Raw genomic sequence first — 22,996 nt, forward strand, 5'->3', positions numbered from 1 at the left:
ACACCTTCCTTTGTAACTCTGGTACAATTATTTCAATTACTTCATCAATAATAAGTAACAATAATAATCTAAAAATAAAATAGTATGAAAAAGTTAATGGTAACAGCAGCAATCTTAATAGCAAGTTTTTCAACATATACAGCTACAGCTCAAGGAACAACTACACCAGCGGAAACAGTCTCAATTCAAGAAGAATATATTGAAGTGAAAAATGAAGAAGTCCCAGAAGCTGTAACAAAAGCGTTAAAAACGGCTTACCCAGATGCAATTCTAGACAAAGCATATACAAATGCTAATAAAGAATATAAACTGGATGTGACTGTTGGGGACAAAAAAGGAAATCTTTTTGCAGATGCAACTGGGAAATGGATTCAAAAATAAAGCATCAAAACAATAACAATTTAAAAAAAACACTATGAAAAAGTTAATTTTATCAGCAGCAATTATTTTAGGAAGCATGTCCGCATTTGCAACAATACTTCCCGTTCAAAACCCACAAAATCAATCGGTTTTACTACAAGAGGAATATACTGAAGTACAAGCAGAAGCAGTTCCTCAAGCAATAAAAACAGCTATGGAAAAAGCATATCCCGGAGCAATTCTGGGAAAAGCATACATCAATAAAAATAAAGAATACAAACTAGAAATTGCAGTTGGAGACCAGAATGCTACTGTTTATGCGGATGCTGAAGGAAACTGGATAAATAAATAATTTAGGTGAGTTTTGTTTAAAAAGAGAGATTGTTTTAACAGTCTCTCTTTTTTTTGCAAAAAATTAGCTAAATACAAATTTAATACCTTTATTTTAGCCGTAAAGTTAAAATACAATGGCTAAAATTTTATTGATTGAAGATGATGTTGCTTTTTGTAAGTTATTAGAAAAATTTCTAGTAAAAAACAACTATGAAGTAACGGCTACATTTTCAGCTGAAGAAGCCAAATCTCAAATAAAAAACACTGAATTTGACCTCATCATTACGGATTTAAGACTTCCAAATTATGATGGAATTAAACTTATGTCAGAAATCAAGAGTACCCATCCCAATGTTCCCGTACTATTAATGACGGGATATTCTGATGTGAGTACTGCTGTAAAAGCCATGAAAAATGGGGCGGCAGATTATATCTCTAAACCATTCAATCCCGAAGAAGTTTTATTGGTTATTCAAAATTCTCTTCAAATGGAAACGCACACTAATTCTGATAAAGTAATTTCTGAACCTAAAACTGACAATAAAAAAAACAAAAAACCGACTAGTGAATTTGTGAAGGGGATCTCAAAAGCATCTCAAAAACTGGCAGAATATATCCAACTCGTCAGCCCAACAAATATGTCAGTTTTAATCATCGGCGAAAGCGGAACGGGGAAGGAAGTTATTGCCAAAAGCATTCACCAGAACAGTTCCAGAACAAACAATAATTTCATTGCCGTAGACTGTGGATCGATCCCAAAAGAATTAGCTGCAAGTGAGTTTTTTGGCCATGTAAAAGGATCTTTTACGGGAGCCATAAATGATAAAATTGGATTTTTCGAGGCAGCAAACAGAGGTACATTATTTCTTGACGAAATAGGGAATCTTTCCTATGAAAATCAAATCCAACTATTGAGAGCACTCCAAGAAAGAAAAATTAAGCCCGTAGGAAGCAATAAAGAAATTGATGTAGACATCAGAATCATCACCGCCACAAACGAAGACTTACGGGAAGCAGTCAAAAATGGGACATTCAGAGAGGATTTGTACCATAGAATAAATGAGTTCTCTATACATTCCCCCTCTTTGGTAGATCGTGACGAAGATTTGATGCTCTTTTCTGATTTTTTTCTTGAAAAATCAAATCAGGAATTAAACAAAAAAATCATTGGGCTTTCTGCTGAAGTAGTTACAATTTTTCAAAACTACAGATGGCCGGGAAATCTGCGTGAGCTTCAAAATTGCATCAAAAGGGCCACGCTCTTGTCGCAAGGAGATTTCATTGAAAAATCAGCGCTACCCACAGAATTTTTTCAAAATGAAAACCTAGACACCTCTGATCTGTCTTTGTCTCAAAACGAAAAAGAAGTCATTCAGGAGGCTTTAGCTAAAACCAATAACAACAAAACAGAAGCTGCTAAATTATTGAAAATCAATAGAAAAACACTGTATAATAAATTAAAATTATACAACATCAATTAGTTTAATTCCTTTTCTAACAGGACAAAAAGTGCTGTTATTTTGAGCTTCAAATTAATTGAAGCCATTTTTACCTCTTCAAGTGTTAAGTCTTCTTGCTCTAATACATCTAGAATAACACTGATTTCTGATGCGCTAATTTGCTTGAACATGGGAGCCATTTTATGAGCTGTATTTTTAATCTCCATAAAATCAATGTTTGAAACTGACCGATCTAAATTTTCTAAATTCTTTGCCGTACTTTTTATAAATGAGAGTAACACTTCTTTTAAAGCAACTATATCATTAGATAAAAAAGCGTTCAAGACTTTTAATGAATAAGGCCTTTCCCCCTTTGTTTGCTTGCTTTTTAGAATTGCTTCAAAGGGAACTGCGTCATTGTTCAAAATAGACTGTAATGTTTTAAGCAGTATTTTAGGAGAATAAGGCTTGCTGATTAAAGTGGTAAATCCTGCGGTTGTGTAGTTGTCCAGATTTAAATCATTTCTTCCGGTGACCGCTATTACAGGTTGTTTTTCATACTCGTATTTGGGATTATTTATGAGTTCTTTCAAAAATAAAAACCCGTCCATAACTGGCATTTGAATATCGGTGATAATCAAATCAAAGGTAATATTTGATAGCGCATCAAGAGCTTCTTTTGCACTAGCAAAAGGGAATACAATATATTGGTTTTGTTTTAAAACTTCAGTTGTTAATTTCAACAAGCTTTCATCGTCATCTATCAGTATGGCTCTGTAATGCTTTTTTGACGGATTCGCAGTAGTCTGTTTTTCGGAAACCGTGACATCAAAAAATAATGGAATTTGGATTGTAAACAAACTTCCCTTTCCTAATTCACTTTTCAAATGCAAAGCACCGCCTAGAATCGCTGTCATTTTTTTAGAAATGGTAAGTCCTAATCCTGTCCCGCCATATTTTTTCTCTATATTCTTATCGGCTTGAATGAATTCCTCAAAAATGAGTTCTTGGTTTTTTTCTGCTATTCCAATCCCGGAATCTTCTATTTGTATCGCTATCAATTGTGTTTCCAAGTAGATTTCAACGTTAATTTTTATGAATCCTTTTTCAGTAAACTTGAACGCATTTCCAATAAGGTTTGATACTATTTGTCTTAAACGAAAAGGATCCCCAATGATTTTTTTTTCGAGATTAGGGTCAATTTCAACAATCAGTTGAATTGGTTTTTGTGCATAAACGGATTGAATGCTATTTGCCACTTCATAAATCATCTCGTACAGCGAAAACGGGATTTTTTCTATCGTGATTTTCCCAGCTTCAATTTGAGTAAAATCCAATAGATCCTGAACCAATTGTGAAATATAATCGGAGGAACCTTTGATGTTCTTGGTGTAATAGCATTGTTTACTGCTTAAATCGGAATTTCCCAATAATTCCGTATAGCCAATAATCGTGCTTAAAGGGGTTTTCAGGTCGTGGCTTACAGTTGCAATGAGTTGCTCCCGACTACTAAGTAATTTTTTGGATTTTAGATTTGCCTCCTCCAATTGTTTCTTATAGGATTGGGTTTTTGAGTAATCATTTAGAATTATAATCAAAAAAAACAAAGTAAGCAATAATCCAATTATAGCCGCAGAGGTTACAATTTGATTCGTTTTTGCTAAGGAATTCTCTCTATCCGAATAGTTTTTTGTGGTGTTTATTATAATTTCCCGCTCTATAGTGTTAAGGACTTTTCTTAGCTGGTCAGAGATTGAAAGTTCATTTTGCAATAATTTATTTTCCTCAAAATTCAATAATTTTTTCTTTCGGGATGTTTCTCTTTTTACCTCATTTAATAAATTTTTAGAAACCGTCAAAATAGAATCGGTTGCTTTTTTACTTAACGTATTGGTACTATCATCCGGAATGTTTTGATTTAAGTAGGCAACATATTTCTGAAGGACATTTCGTTGATAAATTCCCATTCTGGCGGGATCTTTTACAAAATCTTCTAATTCCAGTTTCCGCAAAGAAGACTCCATTTTAGTCAAATCACCAATCGCGTCGTCCACCGCATCTTCATTTTCACTTTTATTTTTAATAAGTTTTAGTTGCTGGATATTTATCGTTTTCTTAGATAGCAATTGCTTGACACTGTCTAGTAAAGTGATTTGGTGTGGTGTGGAGACAAACAATTTCAAGGAATCAATTTCTGCTTTTAACAGCGTATTTTTCTTTATATAGTTGTTAAAATCTTTTTCTGATTCTGATTGAATGGCTATTCGAGCTAAATTTTCCGTTTCATACGTATCAGAGAGCAAGTTGCTAACCCGTAAAATAGTATTGCTTTCCTCGGTAATTCTTTCTTCGGTTTTTGAAAAATTCTTGTTCTCGGAGTATAAAAACCAGCCCACACTGGCAAAAAGCACCGCCAAAACCAGATAACTCAGGAAAACTTTTATCGGAATATAACTTTTTTTGTTATTCATTTTTCAAAGATAAAAATTACAAAATTATTTAAAGTTAAGGTATTCAAAATATTTTGACACGAACAAAAAACCCCACGAAAAAGTGAGGCTTCCTATTTTTAAAATGATTTCTACAAGGTTTCTTTGAGCCATTTGAAAAATTCACCTTGCCAAACCTGCGCATTTTGAGGTTTCAGTACCCAGTGATTTTCTTCTGGGAAATACAAAAATCTACTTTTTATTCCTCGTAATTGTGCTGCTTGGAACGCTTCCTGTCCTTGTCCTATTGGTACACGAAAATCTTTTCCGCCTTGAATAATTAAAATAGGTTTGTTCCATTTCTCTACCAGAGTCATTGGGTTGAATGTCGTGTAAGTTTTTTGCGCTACAGCATTGTCTTTTTCCCAGTACGCACCGCCAAAATCCCAATTGCTGAAGAAAACTTCTTCGGTAGTTCCAAACATGCTTTGGGTGTTAAAAACACCATCATGGGCAATGAAGGTTTTGAATCGGTTGTTGTGCATTCCGGCCAGATAGAAAACAGAATACCCGCCGTAACTGGCACCAACGCATCCTAAACGAGTGGCATCAACATATTTTTCCTTAGCAACAGCATCAATCGCTGATAGGTAATCATCAATTACTTGTCCACCCCAGTCTTTGCTGATTTGCTCATTCCATTCCACGCCATGACCTTGCATTCCACGACGGTTAGGAGCCACAACAATATAGCCGTTGGCAGCCATCAGTTGTAAATTCCATCGGAAGGAATAAAATTGTGTCAATGGAGATTGAGGTCCGCCTTGACAATACAAAAGCGTTGGGTATTTTTTTGAAGCATCAAAATTAGGAGGAAGAACCACCCAAACTAACATTTTTTTGCCATCTGTTGTCGTAACATATCTTCTTTCGGTTTTGCTTAACGCCAAAGAATTATAAATTGTAGTATTGACATTAGACAGTTGTTTCCAAGTCTTTTTCTTCAGATTATAAGAAAAAAGTTCTGCCGCATGATTCATGTCGGTTCTCGTTACAATGATATTATCACCGGAAAACCCAACTAAATCATTGACATCAAATTCTCCATTGGTAACTTGGCGAACGGTAATTGCTCCCGAAGCTTCTGGATTGGTCAGACCAGGAAAATTAACTTCAAACAACTGCTTTGTTCCGTCTACAGGGGCAACAAAAAATATTTTTTTCCCGTCACTACTCCAGATAAAACTATCTACCGTTCCGTCCCAATTGGCCGTTAAGTTCATTTTCATTCCTTTGAAACTAACTATCAGGTCGTTTTTATCTGCCTCATAGCCATCTCGTTTCATTTGCAACCAAGTCAAATTTCCGGTTGGAGAAAATTGTGGAGCGGTATCATATCCAAGGTTTTCTTCGGTTCTATTGCTGGTTTTCCCAGTTTTCAGGTTGTATTCATAGATATTGGTGTTGGTAGAAAGAGCATAGTCAGTTCCTGCTTTTTTCTTGCTTACGTACAGAATACTTTTGCTGTCTGGCGACCAAATATAATCTTCATCACCACCAAAAGGTTTTTGTGGACTGTCGAAATTTTCGCCTTTCAGAATGTCAATTCCCATGGCGCCTTCTTTGTTTTCTTTATAAAAAACATGGTTGTATTTGCCTTCATTCCAGGCATCCCAATGACGATAATTCAATCCGTCATAGATTTGAACATCTGATTTTACTAATTCTGGATAAAAATCTTTTCCATGAACGTTCTCCATTTTTACTTCTTCATTGTAAACGATATATTTCCCGTCAGGAGACCTGTTTTTATCTTTTAACAGGGCTGCGGTATCTTTTACTTCGGTTGGATTTCCGCCATTTACGGGTAAAGTGAAGAATTTTGTATCCGATTTATTTTCTTGAACAGAAGGAGTTGTTACTTTATACACTACATTTTTTCCATCTTTGGAAATGCCTAATGGTGTTACTCTTCCTAGTTTCCAGAGCAGTTCTGGAGTCATTACATTTTGTGCCATAGCAGTTAAACTCATCATTAATAAAGGTATAAATAGGAATTTGTTCATTTTAATAATTTATTTTTTCGAATGCTAAAATTAGCCAATTTAATTTGATGTTTTTTTGTTTTTAATACTTGTTTTTTAGCCCCGATAAAAGTGGAAATCCTTTTGTTTTTTTCTTTAAAAAATAAAACATTACTTCACACTACTTTTATTTTAATTGGAGTTCAGTGAATTTATTTAGAACGGATAGCGGTATTAGCTCCAAAAAATTATTATTTTTATAAAAATATTTAAACATGGATTTGAGCTATTGGGAGTTGAAAAACTGGTTTACTGATGTAAATTATACCATCGTAGGAAGCGGTATTGTGGGCTTACATGCTGCATTACGCTTGCGCGAAAGATTCCCTGAAAGCAAAATTCTAGTGTTGGAAAAAGGAATGTTGCCGCAGGGCGCGAGTACTAAAAATGCCGGTTTTGCGTGTTTTGGAAGTCTCTCAGAAATCATCGATGATTTAAAATCCCACTCGGAAGAGGAAGTCATTCATCTCGTTCAAAAACGGTGGCAAGGCTTGCAGTTGTTGCGAAAAAGATTGGGTGATGACACGATAGATTTTAAACCGTACGGCGGATATGAGTTGTTTTTAAAAGCAGATGAAAGTAGCTATAATGAATGTGCTGGGAAATTACCATTTATCAATGAAATCTTAAGACCACTTTTCAAAGCCGATGTTTTCGCCAAGGAAGTAAACTGTTTTGGGTTTAGCGGGATACAGGAATATTTAGTTTTCAATCCGTTTGAAGCACAAATAGATACCGGAAATATGATGCAGGCGTTGTTAAAAGAAGCGGTTTCTAAAAATATTTTAATCCTGAATCAACAAACCGTTACCTCCTATTTCGACAACGGGAATAAAGTGGAAGTGGCACTTGCTGATTTTAGTTTTAGTACCCAGAAAATACTGTTTGCAACAAATGGTTTTGCTAATACATTGACAAATGGTGCGGTTAAACCGGCCAGAGCACAAGTTTTAATTACGGAGCCTATCAAAAACTTAAATATAAAAGGAACTTTTCACTTGGATAGAGGGTATTATTATTTTAGGAATATTGGCGATAGAATACTACTGGGCGGAGGAAGAAATCTGGATTTTGAAACGGAAAATACAACTGAATTTGGACAAACAGAAATTGTCCAAAATAAATTGGAACAATTATTAAAAGAAGTAATTTTGCCGAATCAGGATTTCCAAATTGCGCACCGTTGGAGCGGCATTATGGGTGTTGGTAACAGCAAAAGTCCTATCGTTTCACAACTGTCAGATAATGTCTATTGCGGTGTACGATTGGGTGGAATGGGAGTGGCAATAGGGAGTTTAATTGGAACAGAATTAGCAGATTTAGTATAATGGCAACGAAAATAACACCCAGGAAATCAAAACAACCCATTAAAAAAGAAACAACCTCTTTTATGAGCAAACTAATTCGTTTTTTATTCAAAATATTGTTATGGTTCATCGGACTCTCTTTATTTTTTGTGGTATTTTTTAAATTTGTACCCGTTCCGTTTACCCCATTAATGGTGATTCGTGCAATTGAAAATAAAACTGCAGGAAAAGAAGTTTTCTTCAGCCACGACTGGGAACCTATTGAAAACATCTCGATGAATCTTCAAAAAGCCGTGATTGCCAGTGAAGATGGAACGTTCCTGAAACATAATGGTTTTGATTTTGTAGCCATGCAAAAAGCGTATAAAAGCAATGAACGAGGCCGAAGAATAAAAGGAGGAAGCACAATATCACAACAAACGGCCAAAAACGTATTTCTTTGGCAAGGCCGCAGTTATTTGAGAAAAGGATTGGAAGCATATTTCACTCTTCTGATTGAAATCATTTGGGGAAAGGAACGCATTATGGAAGTCTACTTGAACAGTATCGAAATGGGGAATGGTGTCTATGGAGCTCAAGCAGCCACTGAACATTGGTATCGAAAAGATGCTTCCAGTTTAACACTAATCCAGGCTGCAGGAATAGCCGCGATATTACCCAATCCAAGAAAATATTCGGCGACTAGTTCTTCCACGTATATCAACAGGCGAAAAGCTAAAATTGTACGCGTGATGCGACAAGTAGGAAAAATTGAATATCCAAAATAGTTTTTAGCAGTCTTAAAAAGTAATCAGATAATTTCTAAAAATAAAAAACCGTAAACTCTTAATTAAAAGATTTTACGGTTTTGTTTTGTGGAGAATACCGGATTCGAACCGGTCACCCCTTGCCTGCCAGTAGAATCTATATTTTAAGAATACCTTATTTTACTGGGGTTAATGTTTTTTAAGTAATGCAAAATCATACATTTTCAAGCATTTTGCCACTCATTAAGTACACTTAGATTAATGTGTTGTAAATCGAGATAACTATTAAAAATTATTGCCAATTAATATCTATTGTTAGCCAAATCTCAATATTATTTAATACATTTGGCTAACAATAAAAACACTTTTATGAAAAAAGTTATAGGAAGAGAAAAGGAAATAGAATTATTACATCACGCTATCGGTTCTGATAAGTCAGAGTTAATAGCGATATATGGAAGAAGACGTGTTGGAAAAACTTTTTTAATTCGTGAAACTTTTTCTAAAGAAATGATTTTTGAAGTTTCGGGAATTCCTGATGGAAGTTTTAAAGAACAATTGATGAACTTTCATATTGAACTTTCTAAAAAATATACACATCCAACCAAGACAACCATACCAATAAATTGGATGGAAGCTTTTGCACTATTAGGAGACTATATTGACACTTTAAAAAAATCAACCAAAAAAGTCATTTTTATAGATGAATTCCCTTGGATTTATACTCACAAGTCAAAATTTATACAAATGTTTAGTCACTTTTGGAATAGCTATTGCACAAAACGAAATGATTTGATTGTTGTAATATGTGGCTCTTCTGCTTCGTTTATGGTTAATAAAGTAATTAATGATAAAAAAGGCTTACATAATAGGATAACAATACCGATAAGATTGTTGCCTTTTAATCTTTATGAAACTGAACTTTTTCTAAAATCCAAAAAAATTAATTTAGATAGATATTCCTATCTTCAATTGTATATGGCTATTGGAGGCATTCCTCATTATTTGGAAAAAATTAACCCAGGGGACAGTGTTCCTGTAGCAATTGATAGGCTATGTTTCCAAAAAAATGGTGTTTTAGTAAATGAATTTAATCAAATTTTTGCTTCTTTATTTGAGAATTCTGAAAATCACATGAGAATAATTGAAGCTTTAGCCTCAACCCAAAAAGGGATGTTAAGACAGGAATTGATAGATAAGTCAAAAATTCCTTCTGGCGGTACTCTATCAAAAACGATTCAAGAACTAATTGAATCTGGATTCATTTCTGAATATTTTCCCTACGATAAAAAAACAAAAGACACTCTTTATAGGCTGTCAGATGAATACTCTCTTTTCTATTTTAAATTTATTAAAAACAACTTAAGTTCAAGTTGGACAAGTCTTTTTACTTCTAGGAGTTATATATCATGGGGAGGTTTTGCATTTGAAACGTTATGTCTTAAACATATTGACCAAATATTAAAAAAACTAGGATTAATAGGCATCGATAGTAAAAGCTCCAGTTGGAGAAATAAAAATGCTCAAATTGATTTACTTATAGCAAGAAGTGACCGTAGTATTAATATTTGTGAAATGAAATTTTCTGTAAATGAATTTGTTATTGACAAATCTTATGCTGAAAATATTCGAAAAAAGAAAAGTGAATTTAAGAAAGAAACATTAACAAGGGATAATTTATTTATCACATTCGTTACAACTTTTGGAGTTAAAAATAATGCTTATAGCAATGAAGTTATGGATAATGAAGTTACGATGGATAGTTTATTTGAAAAAATATAGCTTTTCAATAATTATTAGCAGCCAAAAGTAATGATTAAAATCCATTTTTGGCTACCAATAAAATCCATTCTCATACTCACTAATGAAGAAAGCACGCTCAATAAGTACACTTAGACTCCATAAAAAAAGCCTCACATTGCTGTAAGGCTTGGTATTACTGGTGGAGAATACCGGATTCGAACCGGTCACCCCTTGCCTGCCAGGCAAGTACTCTAGCCAAATGAGCTAATCCCCCAAACTAGTTCGCAAATATAACATATAAATTTCCCAAAAAGCAAATTTCAAAATACAAATCCATTCTATTTGAAAAAAAGTCAAATCCTCCTTTACTTTTTTTAACTTTACATCAAAATCCCCACTATGGTATCAGAAAACCCAATAGGTTCGCTCTTCACAACTATTGATAATAAAATTGCAACCGTTACATTTGCTCATCCTTCAAGTAATTCTTTTCCGAGAGAATTGTTAGATCGACTCACTACTGAATTCAATAATTTAAGTGCCGATCCAGCCGTTTCGGTGATAGTTATACAAAGTGAAGGCTCGGGTGCTTTTTGTGCGGGTGCTTCTTTTGATGAACTTTTAGCTGTTTCGGATGAAGAAGCAGGAACACAATTTTTTTCTGGATTTGCGCATTTGATCAATGCAATGCGTTCATGTTCCAAGCTTATCGTCGGGCGCATTCATGGAAAAGCAGTTGGTGGAGGCGTAGGAATTACTTCCGCCTGTGATTATGCATTGGCTACAAAAAATGCATCAATAAAACTATCAGAATTGGCCATCGGAATTGGTCCCTTTGTAATAGAACCTGTCGTTTCGAAGAAAATCGGAAAAACGGCAATGGCCGAAATGACCCTCGCAGCCCATGAATGGAAAACCACTGATTGGGCGGTAGCCAAAGGATTATACGCTAATACTTTTGAAACCATAACAGAACTGGATGCCGCAATAGCTGATTTCACTGGTAAATTATCCGGTTACAATCCAGAAGCTTTATTGGAGATGAAAAAGGTTTTCTGGGAAGGAACGCAACATTGGGATACATTGTTGATAGAACGCGCCACGATTTCGGGTAAATTGGTGTTGTCTGATTTTACCAGAAAAGCATTGTCCCAATTCAAAAAGTGATTTTCTCAGGATTTATTCTGAATTTATTTCAGGAGCTATTTCCTGCTGTACACTATATCTTTTTATAAGGTAAAAAAAAATCACCTTATAAAAAGGATGCCGTTTCCATCAGGGCTAAAACATTTGTGAATTATCAAATTCGGATTACAAACAAAATAATTTCATCCTATCTCCCTCCACTTTGGGGAGGGTTGGGGAGGGAAAATATTTACATCCCATTTCTCATATCAATTTGCTAAATTTGCATCAAAATTAAACTCCAATGAGCAATATCAGAATTACAAAACAATTTAGTTTCGAAACCGGACACGCCTTATATGGCTATGATGGGAAATGTAAAAATGTCCACGGACATAGTTATAAATTGTCAGTAACGGTAATTGGAACCCCAATTTCAGATCGCTCTAATGTGAAATTTGGAATGGTGATTGACTTCACGGATTTAAAGAAAATTGTAAAAGAAGAAATAGTAGATCAGTTTGACCATGCGACTGTTTTCAACGGAACAACCCCGCATATCGAATTGGCAAACGAATTAATAGTTCGCGGACACCATGTTATTTTAGTAGAGTACCAACCAACAAGCGAAAATATGGTAGTTGATTTTTCTCAAAGAATCATCAGAAGATTACCCGAAGGAATCACCCTTTTCTCTTTGAAATTACAAGAAACCGAATCTTCTTTCGCGGAATGGTTTGCCAGTGATAATGTGAAATCCATACTGTAACTTCATGCAATTACACAATAACAAAAAAATATATTTTGCCTCCGACCAGCATTTTGGAGCACCAACACCCGAATTGAGTTTCCCGAGAGAACAAAAATTCGTAGCTTGGCTCGACGAAGTAAAAGACGATGCTGAAGCTATTTTTCTATTGGGCGATTTATTTGATTTTTGGTTCGAATACAAAACCGTAGTTCCAAAAGGGTTTATCCGTATTTTAGGTAAATTGGCCGAAATCCGAGACAGTGGAATCCCTATTTATTTCTTCGTGGGAAACCATGATTTATGGATGGAAGATTATTTTCAGAAGGAATTGAACATTCCAGTTTTTCATGACAATCAAGAATATACTTTTGGAGATAAAACATTCCTTATTGGCCACGGTGATGGAAAAGGTCCTGGAGATCTAGGGTACAAACGCATGAAAAAAGTGTTTACCAATCCGTTTTTCAAATGGCTTTTCAGATGGTTGCATCCGGATATTGGAGTTAAACTGGCGCAATACCTGTCCGTAAAAAACAAACTGATCTCTGGTGATGAAGATGTGACTTTTCTGGGTGAAGACAATGAATGGTTAATTCTGTATTCCAAAAGAAAATTGGAAACCAAACACTACAATTATCTTATTTTTGGCCACCGCCATTTGCCTATGAAAGTAACAGTAGGAGAAAATGCTGAATATGTGAATCTAGGTGACTGGATTACGTATTTTACTTATGGTGTTTTTGATGGCGAGAATTTTGAGATTAAAAAGTATTAAGAAATTAAATTATGAAAACTGAAAATAAAGTATCTAAATTTTTTATTCATTTAGGAATTATATTGTTGACTGTTGGTTTTTTATCTATCGACTTGGATGATTTTTCTTTTGAAAATAATAAAAAATCATATTTCAAAATTATCGTTGCAATTGTATCTTTCATGATTTCGTTTTACAGAATTCAAAACGAAAAACATACCAATCAAATTAAAAACTGAAAAGTATATAAGAAAATACTTTTTGTATATTTTGCAATTATCGCAAATAAACCAATCCCTAATTCATACCCACACCATACAAATAATCATCTAGATTTATTTTAAACAAAGTGCCTTCTACCAAATCTTTTACGGCATCTAATTCTTCCATGGAAACGGCCAAATCAATTTGGGAACAAGGTGTTTTTAGTAAAAATTTGTGGCATTTGTTTTTCAGTTCACAATCGTCGCAGCATCTGTTTTGGATGTAGCTGTCTTCAATACAACGCTTAAATAGTTGCAGTTCCTGTTGGGTAAAATAAAAGCCCATTTCTCTAAAAACCAATTGGACTTTGTCCAGTACAACGTCATTATCTTTTCTCCAGTAGAAAGCCGTACCTAAATTGTTATGATATATTTGTTTTATTTCTTGCATGTTTCATTAGTTTGAAGCAAATATAAGTATTATTTATATTTGTTCTAAATAATAAAACATAAAAAAGCATAAAAGTTTGGTAAAATAATCTTGAGATTTTTTTAAAATAGCATGTTTAATGCCATTCTACTTTTGTAATAAACAACCGTGTAGTTTGTCATTTCGACGAAGGAGAAATCACATCAAGTTATTCAAATTGTGTGATTTCCCCTTGTCGGACACGAGTGATAGCAAACTGGCGAAGCAATGACAATATTACTCGCTCTTTTCATGTTCCTCAATATCTTTTTGCAAGTCCAGTTTTCTAAAAGTAGGGAATACAGCTCCTGTAATAAATACGGTAATCAGTGTCATGGTTCCACCAAAGACCACTGCGCTAACAGTTCCCATCAGCTTTGCGGTTAATCCGCTTTCAAAAGCACCCAATTCATTAGAGGAACCCACAAATATAGAATTCACCGCTGCAACTCGGCCTCTCATGTGATCTGGTGTTTTCAATTGCAAAATAGTTTGGCGTATCACAACCGAAATCCCATCGAAAACACCGCTTAAAAATAAAGCCGCAACTGATAACCAAAAAATCGATGAAAGTCCAAAAACGATAATACAAATCCCAAACGCAAAAATTGCCGACAACAGTTTCATCCCCGCATTTTTGGTAAAAGGAATATAAGCGGATATTATTAGCATCAAAAATGCGCCAACTGCCGGTGCGGCTCTCAAAACACCAAATCCTTGCGGGCCTACTTTCAAAATATCCTGTGCAAAAATGGGTAACAGCGCTACAGCTCCTCCAAAAAGGACGGCAATCATATCTAGTGATAAAGCACCTAAAATCGTTTTATTGTTGTAGACAAACTTCACACCTTCCTTCAAACTTTCCATAATGGGTTCGCCAATTTTTGGATTCAAAATAGGTTTCGTTGCAATTTGGGTTAAAGCGATTAACGCAAAAAGTGAACACCCCAAAACGATGGACATGGACCAATGAACACCAATCCAATTGATCGAAAAACCGGCTACCGCAGGTCCTAAAACGGAACTTATTTGCCAAACAGAACTGCTCCAAGTGGCAGCATTGGGATATAATTTTTTAGGAACAATCAAAGACAAAAGAGAAAATATCGTCGGGCCAAGAAAAGCACGAACCAATCCGCCTAAAAACACGAAAAAGTAAATAGAATATAAAATAGTTTGGGTAGAAAAGTTTTTTATAAAGGGTGGCCATGTAAATAAAAACAAGCCCAAACTAATAATTGAAAACCCTAATATGCATTTAAATAGCAATCCTTTTTTCTCTTTTTGATCGACTATATGTCCGGCAAATAAAGCCATTGAAATGGCTGGAATAACTTCCATTAATCCAATAATTCCTAAGGACAACGGGTTTTTGGTTAAACTGTAGACTTCCCATTCAATGACAATAAATTGCATCGACCAGCCAAAAACCATAGCAAAACGCAATAACAAAAAAATATTAAATTCTTTATACCGCAGTGCCGAATACGGGTCTTTTTTTTTCATAACAAATAATCATTCTTTAATATCTCGCAATCGCAATTGCAAGCTTATTTTTCCTTTCCATTCGTTTTCATCAATGCAATAGACCGCTTGAAAAGGTTTTTGATGCGTAGTCAGTTCCATTTTGTCACCTAAGTTAAAACCAATTGCAGCAATACCTTCGGAATTATTTTGTTTGACAAAAAGTTTTAGGTGTTCCTGATCTTGACCCATAGGTTTTCCATAACCAGTGTCTTTGATGTTTTTAGTCAGGAAAATTGGCGTCATATTTTGTGGTCCGTACGGTTCAAATTGTTTCAGAATCCGGATTAATTTTGGAGTAATATCCGCAAAATCAATCTCGGCATCAACTGCAATTTCGGGTGTCAACATATCCGAATGAATGGTTCTTTCCACTTCTTTTTCGAAAGCGTCTTTAAAGATTTGATAGTTTTCTGCCGCCAATGTCATTCCCGCAGCATACATGTGACCGCCAAATTGTTCCAAATATTCTGTACACGCTTCGAGTGCATTATACACATCAAATCCTTTTACGGATCGTGCCGAAGCAGCATATTTATCGCCACTTTTGGTGAAAACAAGTGTTGGACGGTAATACGTTTCAATCAAACGGGAAGCAACAATTCCTATTACTCCTTTGTGCCAATCTTCTTGAAAAACTACGGAAGTAAAACGTTCTTTTTCATTATTTTCCTCAATCTGTTGCAACGCTTCTTTGGTAATTAATTTATCTAAATCTTTTCGTTCAGAATTATATGCCTCAATTTCAGAAGCAAATTGTTGGGCTTGCTCAAAATTAAATTCGGTTAGTAATTCTACCGCATGATTGCCGTGTTTGATCCGTCCGGCAGCGTTTATTCTGGGAGCGATGATGAAAACAACATCGGTAATGTCTAAGGTTTGTTTTTTTATCTGGTGAATGATGGCTTTGATTCCTGGTCTTGGGTCAGTGTTGATGACTTGCAGTCCAAAGTAAGCCAGCACCCGATTTTCTCCGGTCATCGGAACGATATCAGCGGCAATGGCAGCCGATACTAAATCCAAATACGGAACCAAATCCTCAATTGTCTGGTTTCGGTTGACACCCAAAGCCTGAATCAATTTGAAACCTATTCCGCAACCACACAACTCATCATAAGGATAATTACAATCATCACGTTTTGGATCGAGAACAGCAACGGCTTCAGGCAGAGAATTTCCTGGTCTATGGTGGTCACAAATGATAAAATCGATGTTTTTTGCTTTGGCATACCCCACATGATCAATGGATTTTATACCACAATCCAAAGCGATGATAAGTGAAAATCCATTGTCATCAGCAAAGTCAATACCTTTGAATGAAATGCCATAACCTTCTCCATAACGATCCGGAATGTAGGTCGCCACGTTTGGATAATAGGTTTTTAAATAGGAAGAAACGAGAGAAACTGCGGTGGTACCATCGACATCATAATCGCCAAAAACAAGAATATTTTCTTCGTTTTCAATCGCTTTTTCGATTCGGGCTACTGCTTTTTCCATATCTTTCATCAAGTACGGATCGTGCAAATCAGCTAAACTCGGACGAAAAAATCGTTTGGCATCTTCAAAAGTTTCAATGCCGCGTTGTACTAATAAAGTGGCCACAAAATCTTCTACATTCAATGCTTTCGCCAAATGTTGAACGGCATTTTCGGAAGGTTTTGGTTTTAGGGTCCAACGCATATTGATTAGGAATTATAAAATTGTATTAGGAATTTTGTCAGGTCGAGCGCAGTCGAGACCAACTGATGTGTCTCGACTGCGCTCGACCTGAGATCGGATTGTAATTTTATTTTGAAACCAAAGCACTTCCGTAAAATGCAATTCCATCCCATCCGGTTTTCATGAAATTGCGGATGTTTTGGTGATCTGTTCCGTTTGGATTTTGCAAAACATCTTCGTAATAATACGCTCCAAAACAGGCTAATGTTGCTGCTTCTGATAAACTTTGAATTTCAGCGAAAGCGAACAACTTGCAAGATCCTGAATTTTCTCCAGCTGCATTGTGTTGCAAACCATTCTCAAATGCTGTAGGAGTAAAATCGTAGTTATCTTCAATTGTTGCGATGGTTTCTGCAAACGTGATCATTTCTGGCGTTTGCTTTAATTTATCTAAAAAGGATTCTAAATTCATAGTTTTTTATGGGTTATTCTTCTTCCGAAAATTTACTTTTTTTAGGTTCTTTAGTGATAGTTTTTCCACTGATCACGACGACAATTTCACCTCTTGGTGCTATTTTATTAAAATGATCGACCACTTCTTTCACGCTTCCGCGAACATTTTCTTCGTGTAGTTTGGATAATTCTCTGGAAACCGATATTTGGCGGTCTTCGCCAAAAAAAGTAATGAATTCCGCTAAAGTTTTTACTAATTTATGTGGAGAAACATATAAAATCATCGTTCTGGTTTCTTCTGCCAACGCTAAATATCTAGTTTGCCGTCCTTTTTTATCAGGCAAAAAACCTTCGAAAACAAATTTATCATTGGGTAAACCGCTGTTGACTAATGCCGGAACAAACGCCGTTGCACCCGGTAAACATTCCACATCAATTCCGTTTTCAACACAAGCGCGGGTCAGTAAAAAACCAGGATCAGAAATCGCTGGCGTTCCTGCATCTGAGATTAAGGCGATATTTTCTCCGGCTTTTAACCTCGAAATTAAATTCTCGATGGTTTTGTGTTCGTTGTGCATGTGATGGCTGTACATGTGGGTGCCAATTTCGAAATGCTTTAACAATTTTCCGCTTGTACGCGTATCTTCGGCGAGAATCAAATCGACTTCTTTAAGAATCCGAATCGCTCGAAAAGTCATATCTTCGAGATTGCCAATAGGCGTAGGAACGATGTATAATTTTGACATAGATAAAATAATTAAATACAAAATTTAAAGAAAGTCTGTATTTGTTCAAATGTATATTCAGAACAATTCAAGGCGATTTACAAAAATTTTTTCTCTATAATATCCATAAAACGTTCTTCATACTCTTGTTTTCCTTCCCAGTTCTTATAGTCCGGTTTTACCATTTCCTGGATAAAATCTCTGGTTTCATAGAAAGTATCAAATGTGATTAATTGATTTAAAACGCGGTTGTAATCTTCGCTGCTGTTTCCAAAAAGATGTTTTATAAAAGCAATGCGGTCATTTAAATCGATATTGATTCCTTTGGCTAATTTTTCGTTCAGCGAAACTATTTTTGGCTCTACTTTTTCGGTTGGTGCTGCGGGAGTACTTTCTGATTCCGGTTCTTCAGGTTGTAGATTTTCTTTTGGAGTTTCAATAACTATTGCTGTTGGAATGTTATCTACTTGCTGTTTTTTTACAAAAAGCGTGTCGTGATAATTGCCTCCTAATAAATCCTCAAAAGAGATTTGCACCGCTTGCGCTTTCTTTGGCATTTCCAATTCCGTCTGCGTTTCTTCTTCCTGTGATAATTCAAAAGCAGGTTCAAAAGGCGCTTCCGGTTCTGCTGTCTCATCCTCCGCTTCCGTTTCCGTAGCAACAACTATTTCGCTCTCGACTACCGTTTCCTCTTCTTTTTCATGCTCCTCAAGTAGCGCTTCGGCTTGCTCTAAAGGCATTTCGATAGTTTTCTCAGCAGCTGCTTCCTCAATAATTATTTCCTCTTCAGGAATTTTATCAGCTTCATTTTCTTGGACTTCCACGGCACTTTCTTCCTCCGTTGCAACTGGATCCGGTTCCTCTGAAGGAGTTATTTCTTGGGTTTGTTCCAAAGTCGTTTCTACTGTTTCTTCAACTATTGTTTCTTCTAGTACCGTAACTGTTTGTGGTTGAACGGAATCAGTTGTATCAAAAACAGCTGCGATTTCTCTACTGATTTCCGTTATGCCAATGGTTGGTTTTGCTTCACTGAAATGTTCGTCCACAAATCGTAAGACAGAAAGTTTTTCGTATAACTTCTGTGTTTCCAGATATAATTGATTGATATCCGATTTATTTTTTAGCTGTAATATTCTGTGAGCAATGCTGATTAAATCGGCTTCCAATTTTTTTTTCATGTCTGTTGAAATTATAGGGTGTTAAGCGGGTCTTTTTTGATGCGTTTTCGTATTCCGTTTGATATCGTCCCAAGAAAAGGGAATCTTTGTGAACACGATTTTTATTTTTTTAAATAAGTGCTCTCGAATCTCCCATTTGATATAAATTTTATACTTTTGAAACGACGTAAAAGTATACAATTTTTAAGTCGGTTTCTTTATTATAAAGTAATAAAAACTATTCATTTTTTAAGTCAGAAAAATACAAAATGTTTCTCGAAAATACAGTAAATCACAAAGAACAATTTGGTTGGATCGAAGTCATTTGTGGCTCCATGTTTTCGGGTAAAACCGAAGAATTGATCCGTCGTTTGAGAAGAGCGCAATTTGCCAAGCAAAAAGTCGAAATTTTCAAACCAGCAATCGACACCCGCTATGATGATGAAATGGTGGTCTCTCATGATGCTAATGAAATCCGTTCTACGCCCGTTCCCGCTGCCGCAAATATTGCAATTTTGGCGCAAGGTTGTGATGTAGTGGGCATTGACGAAGCACAGTTTTTCGATGACGAAATTGTCAAGATCTGTAACGATTTGGCCAATCAGGGAATCCGTGTTATCGTGGCCGGATTGGATATGGATTTCAAGGGAAATCCTTTTGGCCCGATGCCTGCTTTAATGGCAACTGCTGAATATGTAACCAAAGTCCATGCCGTGTGTACCCGCACGGGAAATCTCGCGAATTACAGTTTCCGCAAAACCGACAATGACAAACTCGTCATGCTGGGCGAAACCGAAGAATACGAACCATTGAGCCGTGCTGCGTATTATCATGCGATGCGGAAAGATCAGGAGAAGTAAATCCTCTCCCCTTCTTAATTCCATTTTTTTCTGAAATTCCCAAGTTAGATAATTCACAAACGAATAGGTTTTATTTAAATCCAATAAATTAATGTCTGTTATCACAACTATTCCTTTTTAACAAAACTACAAAAAAAGGATTCTCGTGGAATAACTTTGTTAAATTGATTCCTGCTATAACTGGCAAATAGAATTTAGTCTGCACGGTTAAACTATATTTGAGACCAATAATCCTAAATCTGCAACTCTGATAGCAATAAAACAGGTGTTGTGGTATCAATAACTTGATAAATATCAGATATTTTTTTAAATATTGGTTTTAAGACATGCTACCATAAAAGTACATGCCTGACTCCCAATAATCACTTTTTAAACAAAATAGGTTAGACTATTCAAAATTTGATGCGTATTGACTTAAAAATTACACCTCTAAATTAACCATTAAACCAATCAACTCGTTTTGGGTTGTTATCCCTTTATCGTGCAAATACCAGAGTTGTAAGTTGGTTTTTAAAGTTTCGTCAATAACGCCAAATTCTTTTTTATAATCCGCAACCAAATCAGCAGCAGCTTTAGGTCTTGGTCCCCAACTACCGAGTATAGCGCCTGTTGTTTTAGCGACAACGATCAATATAGGAATTGATTTTTTTTTGTTCGTCAGATATAAGTTCATTAGTTTTTCATTTTCATCACGCAGCACAATTCTCAAGTCAATTTTGCCAGATTGCACTGCCATTGTATTCATGATTGGCAACAACTGAGCAGCATCTCCGCACCAACCTTCTGAAATTACTACCCAAATGTATTCACTTTTTAGATTCTTTAACTTAATCTGATTTTCTTCCGTAATTGTAATGGTTTTGTCCAAACGATGCATACGGGTTTCATTCAGGGTGCTATACTGCGTCAAATTTTCGGATTGTTCCTTTCCTGTGGATTTTCCTTCCAATATTAAATCTGAAATAAGTTTTCTGTAATCGGTATAGGAATGACTGTTAAATAATGCTTTAGCTACAGGAATTTTCATAATACGTAAGTTGTTTACACAAAGTTAGCATAAAATTGGCCTATAAAGATGACTTAAGTAATAACCATGGTATAATGTCGTATTTTAAAATCAGGATAAAATCATGTAACAATCTGATTTAAAGCTGTTTTACTTAAAGTTAATTCTTTTGACTTTACGACTTTTAAACTTTCGACTTACTTATATCAGTTTCAATTCTACAAAAAGTGTATTTTTATCCTAAATTACAAAGATGGATTTAAAAACAAAATCGATAGGATTAGTTCTCTCCGGAGGCGGTTCTAAGGGTATTGCTCATGCTGGCGTGATCAAATTTTTAGAAGAAAAAAACATACGCCCGTCTCAGATAGCGGGTACGAGCGCAGGTGCTATTGTTGGTGCAATGTATGCCTGGGGAAAGACACCGGAGGAAATTCTGGAGTTTTTCAAGTCGATCTATCTTTTTCATTGGAAACATTTGACCTTTAAAAAGGCGGGGTTGATTGATTCAGAATCCTTCAAAAGTTATTTTCATACTATTTTTGGAGAGGCTGTTTTGGGCGATTTAAAAATTCCAATTCAAATTACAGCTACCGATATGGTTCGAGGAAAACTAAAAATATTTGCCCCCGAAACAAAAATTACAGATGCTGTTTTAGCTTCCTCGGCGTTTCCGGGTATTTTGTCCCCTTATGAAATAAAAGGAAGCATTTATAGTGACGGAGGGATCCTAAATCATTTTCCAACAGATATCCTGCAAGGACAATGCGATACCCTGATTGGTGTTTACGTGAGTCCTATTCAAAAAATAGACGCCAAAGATTTGAATACGATCAAAGCGGTAACGACTCGGGCTTTTGATATTCTTTCAGCAAATTCTAATATGCATAAATTTAACATCTGCGATTGGATCATAGAACCAAAGGATTTATGCCTGTACAGTACGTTTGAAACCAACCGAATTAAAATGGATGCCGTATTTAACATTGGCTATGAAGCCGCAAAAAAATCGTACGAAAAACTAAATTTATAAAATTTAAATAACGCATTTTTTAGAAAACAGAATATGTCTATATTTGCACCAATCAACTCAACACACACATGAAATACAAAAGAATTCTTCTTAAACTAAGTGGAGAAGCTTTAATGGGCGACTTGCAATACGGAATTGACCCAAAAAGACTAGCTGAATACGCTGACGAAATTAAACTAATTCATGATAAAGGAGTAGAAATAGCGATTGTAATAGGTGGTGGAAATATTTTTAGAGGAGTTGCCGGAGCCAGCGCAGGAATGGACAGAGTGCAAGGAGATTACATGGGAATGCTGGCCACTGTGATCAACGGAATGGCCTTACAGGGTGCACTGGAAGAAAAAGGAATGAAAACCCGTTTGCAAACGGCGTTAAAAATGGAATCCATTGCGGAACCCTATATCAAAAGAAGAGCAGACCGCCACCTGGAGAAAGGAAGAATTGTAATTTTTGGAGCCGGAACAGGAAATCCTTATTTCACAACAGATACCGCAGCCGTTTTACGGGGTATTGAGATCAATGCCAATGTGATTCTAAAAGGAACTCGCGTGGATGGTGTGTATGATTGTGATCCGGAAAAAAATCCATCTGCCGTGAAATTTGAATTTATTTCCTTTGAAGATGTCCTCAAAAAAGGATTGAATGTAATGGACACAACCGCTTTTACATTAAGCCAGGAAAATAAATTACCAATCGTGGTTTTTGATATGAATAAAGTAGGCAATTTATTAAAAATCTGCGAAGGAGAAAACATAGGAACCGTAGTAAATATATAGTTAATGGTTCCTGGTTATAGCTTTTGGATTGCTCCAAATTTCTAAAACCCAAAACCC

22 protein-coding genes and 1 tRNA gene are annotated in these 22,996 nt (G+C 35.6%); 13 read left to right on the forward strand and 10 right to left on the reverse strand.

The genetic code is table 11. From position 1 onward, the window contains the following. The first annotated feature begins 84 nt into the window (after positions 1 to 84). The 3 genes from EKM00_RS03045 to EKM00_RS03055 all read left to right on the forward strand — a co-directional run bounded on the left by EKM00_RS03045 (position 85) and on the right by EKM00_RS03055 (position 2,174). Positions 85 to 381, forward strand: coding sequence for a hypothetical protein (locus EKM00_RS03045; protein WP_126451976.1), 297 nt, complete (start codon positions 85 to 87; stop codon positions 379 to 381). 34 nt (positions 382 to 415) lie between these two features. Beyond that, positions 416 to 712 (forward strand): hypothetical protein, encoded by a 297-nt coding sequence (locus tag EKM00_RS03050; protein ID WP_126515197.1) that lies wholly within the window; start codon positions 416 to 418, stop codon positions 710 to 712. Positions 713 to 827: 115 nt separating this feature from the next. Further along, the gene (locus EKM00_RS03055) at positions 828 to 2,174 is read left to right on the forward strand and encodes a sigma-54-dependent transcriptional regulator (protein WP_126515198.1); all 1,347 of its coding nucleotides are present in this window, start codon (positions 828 to 830) and stop codon (positions 2,172 to 2,174) included. On the opposite strand, the gene EKM00_RS03060 is transcribed toward EKM00_RS03055, so the two are convergent. Further along, positions 2,171 to 4,603, reverse strand: a complete 2,433-nt coding sequence (locus tag EKM00_RS03060) for an ATP-binding response regulator (RefSeq protein ID WP_126515199.1) — start codon at positions 4,601 to 4,603, stop codon at positions 2,171 to 2,173. The genes EKM00_RS03055 and EKM00_RS03060 overlap by 4 nt on opposite strands. A gap of 110 nt (positions 4,604 to 4,713) precedes the next feature. Further along, on the reverse strand, positions 4,714 to 6,627 hold the full coding sequence (locus tag EKM00_RS03065; protein ID WP_126515200.1) for a S9 family peptidase: 1,914 nt from the start codon (positions 6,625 to 6,627) through the stop codon (positions 4,714 to 4,716). 233 nt (positions 6,628 to 6,860) lie between these two features. Here EKM00_RS03065 and EKM00_RS03070 point away from each other — a divergent pair, with 233 nt between their 5' ends. The 3 genes from EKM00_RS03070 to EKM00_RS03080 all read left to right on the forward strand — a co-directional run bounded on the left by EKM00_RS03070 (position 6,861) and on the right by EKM00_RS03080 (position 10,480). Beyond that, complete coding sequence (locus tag EKM00_RS03070; protein WP_126515201.1) at positions 6,861 to 7,973, forward strand: NAD(P)/FAD-dependent oxidoreductase; 1,113 nt, start codon at positions 6,861 to 6,863, stop codon at positions 7,971 to 7,973. Then, positions 7,973 to 8,719 (forward strand): monofunctional biosynthetic peptidoglycan transglycosylase, encoded by a 747-nt coding sequence (gene mtgA / locus EKM00_RS03075; protein ID WP_126515202.1) that lies wholly within the window; start codon positions 7,973 to 7,975, stop codon positions 8,717 to 8,719. Before EKM00_RS03070 ends, mtgA begins: the two co-directional genes overlap by 1 nt. Positions 8,720 to 9,067: 348 nt before the next feature. Continuing rightward, positions 9,068 to 10,480 carry an AAA family ATPase gene (locus EKM00_RS03080; protein ID WP_126515203.1) on the forward strand — a complete coding sequence of 471 codons (1,413 nt, stop codon included), beginning with the start codon at positions 9,068 to 9,070 and terminating at the stop codon, positions 10,478 to 10,480. Positions 10,481 to 10,638: 158 nt separating this feature from the next. Here EKM00_RS03080 and EKM00_RS03085 read toward each other — a convergent pair. Further along, positions 10,639 to 10,715, reverse strand: a tRNA-Ala gene (locus EKM00_RS03085). A 125-nt stretch (positions 10,716 to 10,840) separates the two neighbouring features. Between EKM00_RS03085 and EKM00_RS03090 the strand changes: the two genes are divergently transcribed. The 4 genes from EKM00_RS03090 (at position 10,841) to EKM00_RS03105 (ending at position 13,310) form a co-directional block, all read left to right on the forward strand. Continuing rightward, positions 10,841 to 11,608: an enoyl-CoA hydratase/isomerase family protein gene (locus EKM00_RS03090; protein WP_126515204.1), complete on the forward strand. Its 768-nt coding sequence runs from the start codon at positions 10,841 to 10,843 to the stop codon at positions 11,606 to 11,608. A 262-nt stretch (positions 11,609 to 11,870) separates the two neighbouring features. Then, complete coding sequence (locus EKM00_RS03095; RefSeq protein ID WP_126458035.1) at positions 11,871 to 12,335, forward strand: 6-pyruvoyl trahydropterin synthase family protein; 465 nt, start codon at positions 11,871 to 11,873, stop codon at positions 12,333 to 12,335. 4 nt (positions 12,336 to 12,339) lie between these two features. Beyond that, positions 12,340 to 13,092, forward strand: a complete 753-nt coding sequence (locus EKM00_RS03100) for a UDP-2,3-diacylglucosamine diphosphatase (RefSeq protein WP_126515205.1) — start codon at positions 12,340 to 12,342, stop codon at positions 13,090 to 13,092. An 11-nt stretch (positions 13,093 to 13,103) separates the two neighbouring features. Further along, positions 13,104 to 13,310 (forward strand): hypothetical protein, encoded by a 207-nt coding sequence (locus tag EKM00_RS03105; RefSeq protein ID WP_126515206.1) that lies wholly within the window; start codon positions 13,104 to 13,106, stop codon positions 13,308 to 13,310. Positions 13,311 to 13,368: 58 nt separating this feature from the next. Here EKM00_RS03105 and EKM00_RS03110 read toward each other — a convergent pair whose 3' ends face one another. From EKM00_RS03110 to EKM00_RS03135, 6 genes are all read right to left on the reverse strand, one after another. Beyond that, the gene (locus tag EKM00_RS03110) at positions 13,369 to 13,725 is read right to left on the reverse strand and encodes a hypothetical protein (RefSeq protein WP_126515207.1); all 357 of its coding nucleotides are present in this window, start codon (positions 13,723 to 13,725) and stop codon (positions 13,369 to 13,371) included. Between the two features lie 255 nt (positions 13,726 to 13,980). Next, positions 13,981 to 15,249: an MFS transporter gene (locus EKM00_RS03115; RefSeq protein ID WP_126515208.1), complete on the reverse strand. Its 1,269-nt coding sequence runs from the start codon at positions 15,247 to 15,249 to the stop codon at positions 13,981 to 13,983. 9 nt (positions 15,250 to 15,258) lie between these two features. Further along, the gene (gene recJ / locus EKM00_RS03120) at positions 15,259 to 16,950 is read right to left on the reverse strand and encodes a single-stranded-DNA-specific exonuclease RecJ (protein ID WP_126515209.1); all 1,692 of its coding nucleotides are present in this window, start codon (positions 16,948 to 16,950) and stop codon (positions 15,259 to 15,261) included. A gap of 106 nt (positions 16,951 to 17,056) precedes the next feature. Then, positions 17,057 to 17,401: a HopJ type III effector protein gene (locus EKM00_RS03125; protein WP_126515210.1), complete on the reverse strand. Its 345-nt coding sequence runs from the start codon at positions 17,399 to 17,401 to the stop codon at positions 17,057 to 17,059. A 13-nt stretch (positions 17,402 to 17,414) separates the two neighbouring features. Next, positions 17,415 to 18,128, reverse strand: a complete 714-nt coding sequence (rsmI, locus tag EKM00_RS03130; protein WP_126451961.1) for a 16S rRNA (cytidine(1402)-2'-O)-methyltransferase — start codon at positions 18,126 to 18,128, stop codon at positions 17,415 to 17,417. Positions 18,129 to 18,205: 77 nt separating this feature from the next. Then, positions 18,206 to 19,285: a hypothetical protein gene (locus EKM00_RS03135; protein WP_126515211.1), complete on the reverse strand. Its 1,080-nt coding sequence runs from the start codon at positions 19,283 to 19,285 to the stop codon at positions 18,206 to 18,208. A 248-nt stretch (positions 19,286 to 19,533) separates the two neighbouring features. Here EKM00_RS03135 and EKM00_RS03140 point away from each other — a divergent pair, with 248 nt between their 5' ends. Continuing rightward, complete coding sequence (locus EKM00_RS03140; protein WP_126451959.1) at positions 19,534 to 20,124, forward strand: thymidine kinase; 591 nt, start codon at positions 19,534 to 19,536, stop codon at positions 20,122 to 20,124. Between the two features lie 421 nt (positions 20,125 to 20,545). On the opposite strand, the gene EKM00_RS03145 is transcribed toward EKM00_RS03140, so the two are convergent. Continuing rightward, a complete protein-coding gene (locus EKM00_RS03145; RefSeq protein WP_126515212.1) occupies positions 20,546 to 21,151 on the reverse strand; it encodes a thioredoxin family protein in 606 nt (201 codons plus the stop codon). 232 nt (positions 21,152 to 21,383) lie between these two features. Between EKM00_RS03145 and EKM00_RS03150 the strand changes: the two genes are divergently transcribed. Further along, positions 21,384 to 22,163: a patatin-like phospholipase family protein gene (locus EKM00_RS03150; protein WP_126451957.1), complete on the forward strand. Its 780-nt coding sequence runs from the start codon at positions 21,384 to 21,386 to the stop codon at positions 22,161 to 22,163. A 68-nt stretch (positions 22,164 to 22,231) separates the two neighbouring features. After that, complete coding sequence (pyrH, locus tag EKM00_RS03155) at positions 22,232 to 22,939, forward strand: UMP kinase (RefSeq protein ID WP_126451956.1); 708 nt, start codon at positions 22,232 to 22,234, stop codon at positions 22,937 to 22,939. Positions 22,940 to 22,996 lie beyond the last annotated feature (57 nt).

Origin of the sequence: Flavobacterium sp. RSP15, from assembly GCF_003968755.1 — a bacterium.
Lineage (GTDB): Bacteria > Bacteroidota > Bacteroidia > Flavobacteriales > Flavobacteriaceae > Flavobacterium.

Excerpts from the sequence above, each read along its gene's own strand:
- EKM00_RS03045 (WP_126451976.1), top strand. The coding sequence starts at position 85 with ATGAAAAAGTTAATGGTAACAGCAGCAATCTTAATAGCAAGTTTTTCA.
- EKM00_RS03050 (WP_126515197.1), top strand. The coding sequence starts at position 416 with ATGAAAAAGTTAATTTTATCAGCAGCAATTATTTTAGGAAGCATGTCC.
- EKM00_RS03055 (WP_126515198.1), top strand. The coding sequence starts at position 828 with ATGGCTAAAATTTTATTGATTGAAGATGATGTTGCTTTTTGTAAGTTA.
- EKM00_RS03060 (WP_126515199.1), bottom strand. The coding sequence starts at position 4,603 with ATGAATAACAAAAAAAGTTATATTCCGATAAAAGTTTTCCTGAGTTAT.
- EKM00_RS03065 (WP_126515200.1), bottom strand. The coding sequence starts at position 6,627 with ATGAACAAATTCCTATTTATACCTTTATTAATGATGAGTTTAACTGCT.
- EKM00_RS03070 (WP_126515201.1), top strand. The coding sequence starts at position 6,861 with ATGGATTTGAGCTATTGGGAGTTGAAAAACTGGTTTACTGATGTAAAT.
- mtgA (WP_126515202.1), top strand. The coding sequence starts at position 7,973 with ATGGCAACGAAAATAACACCCAGGAAATCAAAACAACCCATTAAAAAA.
- EKM00_RS03080 (WP_126515203.1), top strand. The coding sequence starts at position 9,068 with ATGAAAAAAGTTATAGGAAGAGAAAAGGAAATAGAATTATTACATCAC.
- EKM00_RS03090 (WP_126515204.1), top strand. The coding sequence starts at position 10,841 with ATGGTATCAGAAAACCCAATAGGTTCGCTCTTCACAACTATTGATAAT.
- EKM00_RS03095 (WP_126458035.1), top strand. The coding sequence starts at position 11,871 with ATGAGCAATATCAGAATTACAAAACAATTTAGTTTCGAAACCGGACAC.
- EKM00_RS03100 (WP_126515205.1), top strand. The coding sequence starts at position 12,340 with ATGCAATTACACAATAACAAAAAAATATATTTTGCCTCCGACCAGCAT.
- EKM00_RS03105 (WP_126515206.1), top strand. The coding sequence starts at position 13,104 with ATGAAAACTGAAAATAAAGTATCTAAATTTTTTATTCATTTAGGAATT.
- EKM00_RS03110 (WP_126515207.1), bottom strand. The coding sequence starts at position 13,725 with ATGCAAGAAATAAAACAAATATATCATAACAATTTAGGTACGGCTTTC.
- EKM00_RS03115 (WP_126515208.1), bottom strand. The coding sequence starts at position 15,249 with ATGAAAAAAAAAGACCCGTATTCGGCACTGCGGTATAAAGAATTTAAT.
- recJ (WP_126515209.1), bottom strand. The coding sequence starts at position 16,950 with ATGCGTTGGACCCTAAAACCAAAACCTTCCGAAAATGCCGTTCAACAT.
- EKM00_RS03125 (WP_126515210.1), bottom strand. The coding sequence starts at position 17,401 with ATGAATTTAGAATCCTTTTTAGATAAATTAAAGCAAACGCCAGAAATG.
- rsmI (WP_126451961.1), bottom strand. The coding sequence starts at position 18,128 with ATGTCAAAATTATACATCGTTCCTACGCCTATTGGCAATCTCGAAGAT.
- EKM00_RS03135 (WP_126515211.1), bottom strand. The coding sequence starts at position 19,285 with ATGAAAAAAAAATTGGAAGCCGATTTAATCAGCATTGCTCACAGAATA.
- EKM00_RS03140 (WP_126451959.1), top strand. The coding sequence starts at position 19,534 with ATGTTTCTCGAAAATACAGTAAATCACAAAGAACAATTTGGTTGGATC.
- EKM00_RS03145 (WP_126515212.1), bottom strand. The coding sequence starts at position 21,151 with ATGAAAATTCCTGTAGCTAAAGCATTATTTAACAGTCATTCCTATACC.
- EKM00_RS03150 (WP_126451957.1), top strand. The coding sequence starts at position 21,384 with ATGGATTTAAAAACAAAATCGATAGGATTAGTTCTCTCCGGAGGCGGT.
- pyrH (WP_126451956.1), top strand. The coding sequence starts at position 22,232 with ATGAAATACAAAAGAATTCTTCTTAAACTAAGTGGAGAAGCTTTAATG.